The 11,558-nt window shown below is 41.3% G+C and carries 13 protein-coding genes; 8 read left to right on the top strand and 5 right to left on the bottom strand.

Going from position 1 to position 11,558, the window contains the following annotated elements:
- Both garR and NST09_RS18290 read right to left on the bottom strand, forming a co-directional pair.
- Entirely contained in the window at positions 1-894 is an 894-nt protein-coding gene (gene garR / locus NST09_RS18295) for a 2-hydroxy-3-oxopropionate reductase (RefSeq protein ID WP_017358657.1), read from the bottom strand.
- Between the two features lie 200 nt (positions 895-1,094).
- Positions 1,095-1,952 (bottom strand): MurR/RpiR family transcriptional regulator, encoded by an 858-nt coding sequence (locus tag NST09_RS18290; protein WP_342493189.1) that lies wholly within the window; start codon positions 1,950-1,952, stop codon positions 1,095-1,097.
- 161 nt (positions 1,953-2,113) lie between these two features.
- Between NST09_RS18290 and NST09_RS18285 the strand changes: the two genes are divergently transcribed.
- Positions 2,114-2,791, top strand: a complete 678-nt coding sequence (locus NST09_RS18285; RefSeq protein WP_017368341.1) for a DUF3298 and DUF4163 domain-containing protein — start codon at positions 2,114-2,116, stop codon at positions 2,789-2,791.
- Between the two features lie 78 nt (positions 2,792-2,869).
- Here NST09_RS18285 and NST09_RS18280 read toward each other — a convergent pair whose 3' ends face one another.
- Together NST09_RS18280 and pepT are read right to left on the bottom strand one after the other, a co-directional pair.
- Entirely contained in the window at positions 2,870-3,049 is a 180-nt protein-coding gene (locus NST09_RS18280) for a hypothetical protein (RefSeq protein ID WP_008345664.1), read from the bottom strand.
- 288 nt (positions 3,050-3,337) lie between these two features.
- Positions 3,338-4,570 (bottom strand): peptidase T, encoded by a 1,233-nt coding sequence (gene pepT, locus NST09_RS18275; protein ID WP_217816015.1) that lies wholly within the window; start codon positions 4,568-4,570, stop codon positions 3,338-3,340.
- A 226-nt stretch (positions 4,571-4,796) separates the two neighbouring features.
- Between pepT and NST09_RS18270 the strand changes: the two genes are divergently transcribed.
- The 5 genes from NST09_RS18270 (at position 4,797) to NST09_RS18250 (ending at position 8,193) form a co-directional block, all read left to right on the top strand.
- Positions 4,797-5,120: a WXG100 family type VII secretion target gene (locus NST09_RS18270; protein WP_146271002.1), complete on the top strand. Its 324-nt coding sequence runs from the start codon at positions 4,797-4,799 to the stop codon at positions 5,118-5,120.
- A 4-nt stretch (positions 5,121-5,124) separates the two neighbouring features.
- Positions 5,125-6,321, top strand: a complete 1,197-nt coding sequence (locus NST09_RS18265) for a glycine zipper domain-containing protein (RefSeq protein ID WP_017358662.1) — start codon at positions 5,125-5,127, stop codon at positions 6,319-6,321.
- A gap of 12 nt (positions 6,322-6,333) precedes the next feature.
- Positions 6,334-7,092, top strand: a complete 759-nt coding sequence (locus tag NST09_RS18260; protein WP_342493188.1) for a hypothetical protein — start codon at positions 6,334-6,336, stop codon at positions 7,090-7,092.
- A 21-nt stretch (positions 7,093-7,113) separates the two neighbouring features.
- Positions 7,114-7,641 (top strand): YfjD family protein, encoded by a 528-nt coding sequence (locus NST09_RS18255; RefSeq protein ID WP_007497966.1) that lies wholly within the window; start codon positions 7,114-7,116, stop codon positions 7,639-7,641.
- Positions 7,642-7,737: 96 nt separating this feature from the next.
- The gene (locus NST09_RS18250; RefSeq protein ID WP_007497964.1) at positions 7,738-8,193 is read left to right on the top strand and encodes a helix-turn-helix transcriptional regulator; all 456 of its coding nucleotides are present in this window, start codon (positions 7,738-7,740) and stop codon (positions 8,191-8,193) included.
- 253 nt (positions 8,194-8,446) lie between these two features.
- On the opposite strand, the gene NST09_RS18245 is transcribed toward NST09_RS18250, so the two are convergent.
- Positions 8,447-8,794, bottom strand: a complete 348-nt coding sequence (locus NST09_RS18245; RefSeq protein WP_008345648.1) for a helix-turn-helix transcriptional regulator — start codon at positions 8,792-8,794, stop codon at positions 8,447-8,449.
- A 206-nt stretch (positions 8,795-9,000) separates the two neighbouring features.
- Here NST09_RS18245 and NST09_RS18240 point away from each other — a divergent pair, with 206 nt between their 5' ends.
- Both NST09_RS18240 and aspA read left to right on the top strand, forming a co-directional pair.
- The gene (locus tag NST09_RS18240) at positions 9,001-9,990 is read left to right on the top strand and encodes an asparaginase (protein ID WP_017358664.1); all 990 of its coding nucleotides are present in this window, start codon (positions 9,001-9,003) and stop codon (positions 9,988-9,990) included.
- A gap of 28 nt (positions 9,991-10,018) precedes the next feature.
- A complete protein-coding gene (gene aspA / locus NST09_RS18235) occupies positions 10,019-11,440 on the top strand; it encodes an aspartate ammonia-lyase (protein ID WP_017368335.1) in 1,422 nt (473 codons plus the stop codon).
- Positions 11,441-11,558 lie beyond the last annotated feature (118 nt).

The raw sequence follows: 11,558 nt of genomic DNA, 5'->3' as shown, positions 1-11,558 counted from the left end.
TCATCCTTTCTTCACTTCAACATGAGCCATTTTTTCGTAATATTGAACGATCCCACCGTGATCAAGTCCAGACTTTCCGTCCGCTTTGAGGGCGTGGAAGATTTCCAGCAGCTGACTAGAAAGCGGGAGAGGAACGCCGATATCGTGGGCAGTTTCCATGACATTGGTTAAATCCTTTAAGTTGATGTCAATACGTCCGCCAGGCTCAAAGTTTCGTTCTAAAATGAGAGGAACCTTCGCATCGAGTACAGCACTTCCTGCCAGTCCACCTCGGATGGCTTCATACATTTTATCAATCGCAATGCCAGACTTAGCGGCAAGGACGAGTGCCTCGGACATGGCAGCGATATTTAAGTTGACGATGATTTGATTCGCAAGCTTTGCGGTTGTCCCGCTTCCATTTGATCCAACTAATACGACATCTGTGCCCATGGCATAGAGGACATCCTTTACTTGTTCAAAAATCTCTTTTTCTCCGCCCGCCATAATCGCAAGTGTCCCGTCTATCGCCTTTGGCTCTCCGCCACTGACAGGAGCATCGATAAATTCGACCTGATGCTGTTTTGCCAGTGCCGCTAATGCTCTAGAAGTAACAGGTGAAATAGAGCTCATATCTATAATAATCGTGCCAGGTTTTGCTGTAGCCAATATGCCTTGTTCACCTGCTACAACTGCTTCTACATGCTCACCTTTTGGAAGCATCGTGATGATGATATCGCTTTCAGATGCTGCCTCAGCAGCTGATGCAGCGGCATTTGCGCCCACTTCTTTTAATGCTAGAACAGCTTCTGTATGAATATCGAAAACAGTCACAGTATGACCGGCTTTTAATAGATTGAGTGCCATAGGTTTCCCCATAATGCCTAATCCAATGAATCCAATTTGCTTTGCCATTTTGTCCGCCTCCTATTTAGAAACCCCTTACAAAAAGCGCTTTCTTTTCTTTTTGTTAGTATATATACTATCGATTTAAATTAATGGTAGGAAATAAACTATTGTTCATTTAATGTACATGACGAAATAGGAATGTGTCAACGGAAAATATGAGAAAAGTCACAAAAAAAAGACCGGAAACAGCTCCGGTCTATGGTCGATTATGTTTTATTTTTAGCTACAGCTAATCGAGAACGTTTGACGTTGTCGATTGCATTTGATCCTAATTCTAAAACAGCTGTGACGTACAAAACATCAATAATCACAAGCTGATTAATACGAGAAATCATTGAGTCAGAACGATAGGTTGTTTCTCTCGATGAACTGAGCAGATGAAAGTCGGATTTCTTGGCGAGCTCTGATTTCGGATAGCTCGTAATCGAGGCGACCGTTGCACCTTTTTCCTTTGCAAATTGCACGGCATCAAGGATTTCTCTACTTTCCCCTGAATGTGAGATCGCGACGATAAAATCATGTTCCGTTGCATGTGTTGCAATCATATTCATCATATGAGGATCACTGCATAGACTCACTTCAAAGCCAAGCTGGAGAAACTTATGATAGGCATCTCCGGCAATAAAACTGGAGGCACCTGCTCCAAAGAAGACGGTTTTATGTGCCTGTTTCATTTGCTCAATAAATTGTGTCACAGCTTGGTCTTCTAAAATATGTTTCATATCCTGAATAGAGTTGGTTGTTAACTCTATGACCTTATGTTTAATATCTGCGACACTATCAGATGCTTCGATCTCACCGTATATGGATTGAGGTGTATTGGTCGCAATATCCTGCGCGACATGGACACGAAACACTTGATAGGACTCATAGCCAATTTTTCGCAGAAAACGGAAGATCGTCGTTTCACTTGTGTTGCATTCAGTAGCGAGTGCACTAATCGAATGAAGCACAACTTTCTGAGGGTTTTGTAAAATGTAATTGGCAATCTTTTTCTGGGTAGGGGACAAACTATGAAATGTTGTCCGGATATGACTGAAAATATTCTCTTCTATGATAAACACCACACTTCATCTAACATTCTATCTTAAGCATACAGGAACTTATGAAAACGGTAAACAAACCTCACATGAAAAATAAAGAATAATATGGAAAAGAACACTTCTTTTGGTTCTTTTGTCATGGTATACTCAATTGGTAATAGACAAAAATGGGGGTTTTTACTATGACAATGAAAAAAGGCCTAACGATCAGCCTGCTCATTTTTTCGCTGATTGTTTCATTGTTTGCGCCAGTTGGATCTGCGGATGCCAAACAAGTGAAAAAAGCAAAAGTAAGCACACACTATTATAAAAAGAAAAAAACGTTTAAATATGCACAGGTGAAAAACCTTAGTAAAGCGCATATGAAAACCATCAACCATGATTTAAAAGAAGATATCGCATTTTCCTATTCTACGTATTTGTTCTTAAAGGACGAAGCGAAAAAAGAAGGCATTGGGAAGATCACATACGAGAGATCGTTTAAAACGAAATTTAACAATGGGAAGAAACTAAGTATCCTAAACTATGATTACATGAATGACGGTAGCATGCACGGGGATACGATGGTTACGAGCATGAACTATGTGTTAACAAAGAAAAAAACAAAGCAACTGTACTTTACAGATGTGGTGAAAACAAAGAAAAAGCGTACAAAAGTAAGAGATTATATCTATAACTACACAAAGAAGCATAAAAGTAAATTCTATGCGAATCTGAAAAAAAGCGATATTCAAATCGGCTACGACACGCAGTACTACTTCACGAAAAAGGGAATCGCTGTTGTCTTCCAGCCATATGAAATTTCACCGTACTATGTAGGAATTCCTATGATTCAAGTACCTGCGAAGGTGTATAAATAAACAAGAGAAACGGCCATGAATTTGGTCGTTTTTTATACATAAAAAGAGCCCCTGGTGATGAGGCCCTTCTTTTTACATTTATACTTGTTTGGGTGCATCGTTTAGTGGGTGACGGCGTTTGCCGTTGTAGTGGCGGCGCATACGAAAGATTTCAAACTCCGAAAGCTCTGCGCTTTTTCGTTTTTGGGTGCGGTTATCTTTTTTGAAAGAGAATAGTAAGTAGCAGCAAAGTGAAGCGATAATCAATAAAATCATCATATGACATTCCTCCAATTCATCCTATTCTTTAAGTGTAGACAGGGTGAGTGATGTTTATAACTGAAAATAGTTAGCAAATAGCGTTTAGTTCTAAAGGTTTATTCTGGCTGCTTTTTTAGGTCTAAAATACTGGTTGTTTTTAACTATTATATTTCCAGTTATTTCACTCGTCAAGAAGAATTTTTCTGGGGTTGTCTCTATTAGTACGATTAAGTGTCATAAAAGTTTCAGAAAATTGTAAACTTTTATTAAAAAACCGTTCCCGAACAGGAACGGTTGTAAACATGTTTATGCTTTTTCTTCAAATAAACGTGCAATTTCCACGATCACTTCTGACGCTTTCAGCATGTTCTCTACAGAGATGAATTCATATTTACCGTGGAAGTTTTCCCCGCCAGTAAAGATGTTTGGCGTTGGAAGTCCTTTATATGAAAGCTGTGAGCCATCTGTACCGCCGCGGATTGGTTCAATGACAGGTGTCACTGAGCGGTTTTCCATGGCTTCATGAGCGATGTCTACGATATGTTTGACTGGCTCAATTTTTTCTCTCATATTGTAATATTGATCCTGAATGCTAAGGGTGATGCTGTTTTCGCCGTAGACTGCTTTTAAGTCGTTTGCGATTTTTTCAAATAGTGCTTTGCGCTTGTTGAATTTCTCTTTATCAAAATCACGAATAATATATTGCAACTCTGCTTCTTCTACTTCTCCTACAAATCTTGTGAGGTGGAAAAAGCCTTCGTATCCTTCTGTGTATTCTGGAGATTCATCTGAAGGAAGTTTGTTGTGAAAGAGCATGCCGATCTTTGCAGCACTGACCATTTTGTCTTTTGCTGTCCCTGGATGGACGTTGTTTCCTTTAATTGATACTTTTGCACCTGCGGCGTTGAAGCTTTCATATTGAAGCTCTCCTAGCGGGCCGCCGTCAATCGTATAAGCATAAGAAGCGCCAAAGGCATCAACATCGAATTTGTGAGGTCCTCTGCCGATCTCTTCATCTGGTGTGAAGGCGACACGAATTTTTCCATGCTTGATTTCTGGATGCTCAATCAGGTAATGCATGGCGGTCATAATTTCTGCGATACCAGCTTTGTTATCTGCACCAAGCAGGGTCGTGCCATCAGTCGTGATGAGCGTATGTCCTTGGTATTTTTGTAAATTTGGAAACTGCGCTGGAGATAATACGATATGTAGATCTTCGTTTAACGTGATGTCCCCGCCTTGATAGTTCTCATGAATCTGCGGTTTCACGTTCTTGCCAGTGAAGTCAGTGGCTGTGTCGATATGAGCCAGGAAGCCAATGGTTGGCACTTCTTTGTCTGTGTTAGATGGAATCGTGCCCATGACATAACCGTTTTCATCCATTGTCACTTCTTGAATGCCGATGGATTTCATCTCTTCAACTAGCTGCCTTGCTAAGTTCAGCTGTCCTGCAGTGGATGGGCAGCTCTCTATGTCTGCATCAGACTGTGTATCCACTTTTACATAACTTGTGAATCGCTGGATCATTTCCTCTTTCATCAATACGTCACTCCTTTTGTAGAATATGTTCATTTTATCATGTCTTGAATGCGCTTCATAACAAGAAAGGTTTTCTCTGACAATTAGAGAGGAAAAAGACCTACTTTTATTTTGCGATGTGCTGAATGGTTCTTTAGGGTGATTTTTTTGGGTGTCTTTTTATTTATAATGAGGACATATAAAATCATCCATTTGTACGTTAATTTGGGAGAAAGGGGTGCGAAAGTTGGATTCTAGTCAAACACTTGCACTCGCTCAAAAGTTCCAGGAAGCCGCTGATGGCATTCGGCAGTCGAAGCAGCTGCTTGAGAATCGGCTGAAGGCAGTTGGATCAGGCTGGCAAGGGGAAGCAAGAGATAAATTTGATCAAAGCTTTGAGGAAACAGTGGCACGCTATGATCAATTTGAAAAGGACTTGCTTGAAACAAGTCAGGAACTGCGGGATGCTGCTGTCAAAATCGAGGAACGTAAAGCTGAAATCGCCAGAATGGAAGAGCTTGAGCGAAAAAGGCGAGAAGAACGGAAAGAAAGAAACCGAGAAGGGAGATGATGTGATGGCGCGTGACATTGTAGTAGATCCAGATCAGCTGACAGGGCTGGCGAATGATTTTGTAGGAGAGCTTTCGGCCATCGAAACAAAGCACCACGATTTACATAGTGAACTGGATGGCCTCATCCTAGGCTGTGATCCCCGTTATCGAAGCTGTTTTTCTGGAGTAGGAGATGCATGGGGTTCTGGACAAGCCTTAATGAGCAAATTGAGCAGTGACGACATTGCCATTCGTCATGCAACGGATAAAATGGTCGAAGCTGATGATATTTTAAGGAAAATGTACAGTCTGTATGATCAATATGGTACACTCACGAGCCTAGCTGGTATTGTGATGATGCAGGCAAAATACTATGGGCTTGGAATGACGACTTTTATTAAAGAAAATGGCCGCTATGCTGCGCAACATTCAAAGCTCCTTCTTGATGTGACCGGACGGGTAGAAGGAACGAGATTTGACCGGCTGGCAAGGATTTGGCTGAGCAAAAAAGAATTATTAAAACGATCGAATTGGTCGATGGCTGACCTGGTCCATAAGAAATTTACGAAATTTTATCCTAGCGATACAGTTGCGTTCACGAACAGTGTACGTGATTTCACAAAAGGAAGTATCAATTGGAAGGACACAGCTGGTATCAAGTCTGTTCTGAAAAATGGTGCAAGGTTTGCGAAAGGAAATGCCATCATTGCAACGGTCGTCACGGGTGCAACAGAAACGGTTGGCTGCGGTCTGAAAATTGCGGAGAACTATGCGGAATTTGGGGATCAGCCAGAAGTTCTCAAGCGTGAAAATGCAAAGGCTGTTGGAAATGCAGTGAATAATACGGTCTTTATTGCAGGCGGATCTGTTGCAGGTGCCGTTGTGGGCGGCGCTCTTGGAAGCTTTGCAGGACCGATTGGAACAGTGGTTGGCGGTGCGATAGGATCAGCAGTAGGTGGCTTTATTGGTGAAAAAGTCGCCAAGCTTACTTCTGGTTTTGCAGAACAGGTCGCAGTGAAATTAAAAGACCCAATTCATGCGGTTGTCGATAAAGGAAAAAAAGCATTTGAACTGGCAGGTCAAGGTGTTAAAGCAGTCAATGACACCATTGATCAAGCAAATCAGGTGATACATAAAGGAATAGAAAAAACAAAAGAAACCGCAGATTCGCTGTTGAAAGGTGCAGGTGATTTCTTGAAGGGCGCATTTTCTTTTGGATAAGGAGAGATCAAGTTGGATCAGCTAAGTCTAAGTATCGAGGAACTCATCTTTAGTTTTTACAGTGAAGGCTATTTTGAGCAAGGGATGTCTTTAAAGGAAGCCTATTATCCAGATGTAGAGGATGAACGTCTTGGATTTTTATTTGAAATTGCATGTCGCTCTTTGCTGGCAAAAGACGTGCTGGAATTTCGAAATAGACAATACCGTTATAAAGAAAAATACCGGCATTTTATTCAGGCCATGAACGATGCATCACATACCGTGAAAGCTTCAAGGTTTGGTGCATTAGATGAAGAGGTCAGTACGTCCTTTCATACGACTCAGGCAGGTGTGTATGCGCATCATACGCTTTATGATCAACAAGTGCATCAGATTCACAAACTAAAAGAAGATCAGCAGACTGTGGAGCAAGTGACAACCTTTTTGAACATACACATGAGTGATCACCTCACACCAGTCATGAATTTGCAGGCGGAAGAATTTGAACTGCTGTTAGAACAAGCCAGTCAAGGGAATGAGGATTGCCCTTCTTTTCTAAATAAAGCAGAGAACCAAGAGCTTGTGCGGGCATTTGTTTCTGATGTAAGGGTCAGAAAAGGAAAAATGGATTCTTTGATGAAGGTCACTTATGATAAAAATAATACGCCGGATGTAGAGTCTATGATATTTGTTATTCCGGGGCAGAAGCATTCTTGGCTAGTGTCGGGCATGAAGGAAAATGAATTTCGGATAGAGACGGCTCATAGGGACGGATTACGTTCTATATTCTAATGGAGAAAAGGAGAATGGCGCTTGAATCCAAGTGAAGTAATAGAAGTGAGGAGCAGACCCTTTCTAAGAGTATGGGCATTCTTAGCAACGGGCGGGTTTGGCATCATCGGTATTTGGTTATTTTCAGAAGCTCTTACATTTGAATCGAATTATACGTTGTTTTTATTTTTAGGCGGATTATTAGGCATTGTCTATGGGTGGATCTCTTTTTTGATGATTCTTCCGGCTTTTACGAAGAGGGGAAATGTGATTTTTCGCATTCAGCGAGGAGAGAATGGCGCTGTTTTATACCGGCAACAAACAATCCCTTTTCAAGACATTCAATCTATAGATATGCGCAGGCATCGTTACAGTATCAGGGGATTTCTGTTCATGGATGTGCTCATTCGGAAAATGGATGGGAAATTGATCAAGATTCCGGCGTACAGTATTTTAGATGAAGAAGTATTTGAGCAAACGGTGAAACAAAACATTTATCCATATTTACATGAGACTGCCCAAGAAAATTGGAAACAGCAGCATGGTCATGGTGAAAAGCAGAATCAATAGATGTTTTCGCCATCATTCCATGAGGTGAGACGCCACTTTTTTTAAGAAATCGTGTATGATGTCAGTAAAGACTGAACAATCAAGAGGTGATGAGAGATGGACAAAGAAATGGTAATCGACCTCGTCACAGAACAAATGGCACGAATTCGAAAAGAAAAAAACTATACACAGGACCGCATGGCTGAGGTGCTTGGGCTATCCAAACGGCATTTGCAGCAGGTAGAAAAGAATCGTCTTCGCCTCAACTGGACGCAATCTGCGGCCGTATGTGCATTATTCAGGGATAGTGACATTTTAAAAGGGACACTTGGGGATGATCCGCTTGAGATTTTGGAAGTCGTCGCCCACGATGAATTGCATTTATCTGTTGAACGTACGATTGGCGGAAAGGTTTGGTGGCGGACGTCTGTGAAAAAAGGTACGTTTCGTCTTCAGCAGAATGTACTAAGCCAGCATTACCGCATCTTAGATGATGAGAATTATCGCTATTATAGTTCCTTTAATAAAGAAGAAGCGAAGCGGCGGTTAGAGGAATTAAGTGAGCTGTCGTAAGCAGAAAAAGAGAGGTACCTCTATGACAGGGACCTCTCAGCGTGTAGACAAACCCTCGCATTCGGTGCCAGTCCTGCGCTTCGGTGCTCACGAATGTTAAATTCGCTCCGCGCCGATGCTCGTCCTTCCTAGACTGCAAAGGTTTTCTATCACGCTGAAAAGAAGACAAAGGGCTAAAATAAAGTTCATTTTAGCCCTTTGTCAACAATCTGAGAGGTCCCTCTATGACAGGGACCTCTCTTTTTTGTGTTGTTTATACTTTCAGAGTGTTTTTCGCCCGAATAAAGGCAACAAGCTGTTTGATTTCTTCATCTGTTAGTGGAACGCCGTCTACATGGATGGTTCCTTCTTTTGCTTCCGTCAGTTCAACTTTGATATCAGAGATTTTGCGTTGGATCTCTGGCTCGTCCGTTCTACCAAGTAAAAAATCAATGGACGTATCATACAAATCAGCCAGCAGTTTTACTGCTTCAAGCGAAGGTCGTCGGTACCCAGATTCGTAACCGGCATAGGTGCTTTTGGCGATACCTAGGCGATCTGCCGTATGCTGGAGAGACCATTTTTTCTTTTTTCTAAGGGTGGTTAAACGATCGAGTATCATACATGAACGCTCCTTTATATACAACAACAGTATATCATATTTTGACAAAGAGTGTACGCGTTATGCGTAATAATTTCTTGATTAATTCGCGTTATGTGACTATAATGGCAATGAAGGTACGCGTAAAGCGTATATTATAGAATAGCACAAGCTGGCTTATAATATGTGTGACAAACGAAGTAATTTTACTGAAAGAGGTGGACCTGTTGAAGAAATTATTGCTTTTAACCACTGGTGGGACGATTGCATCTGTAGAAAGTGAAAATGGTTTAGCTCCAGGTGTTAAAGCTGAGGACCTTTTAAGCTATTTAAACGAAATTAATGCAGACTACACAATGGACACAAAGTCCCTAATGAGTATAGATAGTACCAATATGCAGCCTGAATACTGGGTTGATATCGCAACAGCCATTTATGAAAATTATGATCAATATGACGGATTTGTCGTCACGCATGGTACGGACACAATGGCCTATACATCAGCAGCACTATCGTATATGCTGCAAAATCCTGATAAGCCAATTGTCATTACAGGGTCACAAATTCCAATTACGTTTAAGAAAACAGATGCGAAGAAAAACATTACAGATGCGATTCGTTTTGCATGTGACGGTGTTGGCGGCGTATACGTCGTGTTTGATGGCAGAGTCATTCAAGGAACTCGCGCAATCAAACTAAGAACGAAAAGCTACGATGCATTTGAAAGTATTAACTACCCATATATTGCATCGATTGAAAATCATCAAATTGAATACAATAGCAAAGTAAAAAGATCATCAATGAAACCGCTTAAATTAGATGCATCCTTGAACACAGACGTTTGTTTATTAAAACTGCATCCAGGACTGAAGCCTGAGTTTTTAGATTCAATCAAAGGGTTGTACAAAGGAGTCGTTATTGAAAGCTACGGCAGCGGCGGAATTCCTTTCGAAGGAAGAAATCTTTTAGAAAAAATCAACGAATTGCTGGAAGAAGGCATTTCTGTTGTGATCACCACTCAGTGTCTCGAAGAAGGAGAAGACATGAGTGTGTATGAAGTAGGACGTAAAATCAATCAAGAACTGGTTGCTCGTTCAAGAAACATGAACACAGAAGCCATCGTGCCAAAGCTCATGTGGGCATTAGGTAAAACAACAGATCCACGAGAAGTGAAAAAGATTATGGAAACGCCAATCGCAGAAGATTTAGTGATTTAACTATTCTATAGAAAGCAGGTCATACGAGATGGTTCAAGCAACTTATCGTTACGAGAAGGATTTTCTAGGTGAAAAAGAAATTCCCGCAGACGTGTATTATGGTGTTCAAACGCTTCGTGCAAAAGAGAATTTCCCGATTACAGGATATCGCATGCATGAAGAACTCATTCGAGCATTTGCCATTGTCAAAAAAGCAGCAGCTCAAGCAAATATGGAAGTCGGACGTTTATATGAAGGAATTGGAAATGCGATCGTTCAAGCTTCAGATGAAGTCATTGAAGGCAAATTCCATGAATATTTCATCGTAGACCCGATTCAAGGCGGCGCAGGAACGTCTATGAATATGAATGCCAATGAGGTCATTGGAAACAGAGCCCTCGAGATCATGGGACATCAAAAGGGCGAATACATTCATTTAAGTCCAAACACACATGTGAACATGTCACAATCGACAAATGATTCGTTCCCAACGGCGATCCATATTGCAGTGCTCAAGCAGTTAGACATTTTACTTGAGACGATGCAGGCCATGCATGACGTATTTCAAAAGAAAGCAAAAGAATTCGATCATGTCATCAAAATGGGGCGTACTCATTTACAAGACGCTGTTCCGATCCGTTTAGGACAAGAGTTTGAAGCATACAGCCGTGTGCTCAGCCGTGATATTAAACGAATCAACCAATCAAAACAGCATTTATATGAAGTAAATATGGGTGCGACAGCTGTTGGGACAGGCCTCAATGCAGATCCTCGCTACATCGAAATCGTAGTGAAGAAGCTTGCTGATATTTCTGGACTGCCATTAGTAGGCGCAGAGCACCTTGTAGATGCGACGCAAAATACAGATGCATACACAGAAGTATCTGCTGCCTTAAAAGTATGCATGATGAACATGTCTAAAATTGCGAATGACCTTCGCTTAATGGCATCGGGCCCACGTGCAGGTCTTGCTGAGATTGCATTGCCAGCCCGTCAGCCGGGATCATCCATTATGCCTGGGAAAGTCAATCCAGTCATGGCAGAGCTCATTAACCAAATCGCATTCCAGGTCATTGGGAACGACCACACCATCTGTCTTGCTTCTGAAGCAGGCCAGCTTGAGTTAAATGTGATGGAGCCTGTTCTGGTCTTTAACTTGCTTCAATCTATTAGTATAATGAATAACGGATTCCGCTCATTCACAGATCATTGTTTAGCGGACATCGAAGCAAATGAAAAACGTTTGAAAGAATATGTCGAAAAAAGTGCAGGTGTCATTACTGCGGTAAACCCTCACTTAGGCTATGAAGCCGCGGCTAGAATCGCAAGGGAAGCCATTTTAACAGGACAATCGATCAGAGATCTTTGCCTGCAAAATGATGTGTTAACAGAAGAAGAACTTGATATTATTTTGAATCCTTACGAGATGACAAAGCCTGGCATTGCGGGTGCAGAGCTCCTGGAGCGATAATAATATCAAAAATTTTATTTTATTAATATGTGGAATTGCCTGTGAAATAGAGAAAAACAGGCAATTCACTTTCTTTCGAATTGGCACACTTTTTTCACAATATTTTGAAAACGCTTAA

Origin of the sequence: Bacillus sp. FSL W7-1346 (genome assembly GCF_038593335.1) — a bacterium.
In the GTDB taxonomy this organism is placed as follows: Bacteria; Bacillota; Bacilli; order Bacillales; family Bacillaceae; genus Bacillus; species Bacillus altitudinis.
The sequence above is the reverse complement of the archived record's forward strand: the minus strand, read 5'-3'. Positions and strand labels throughout refer to the sequence as shown.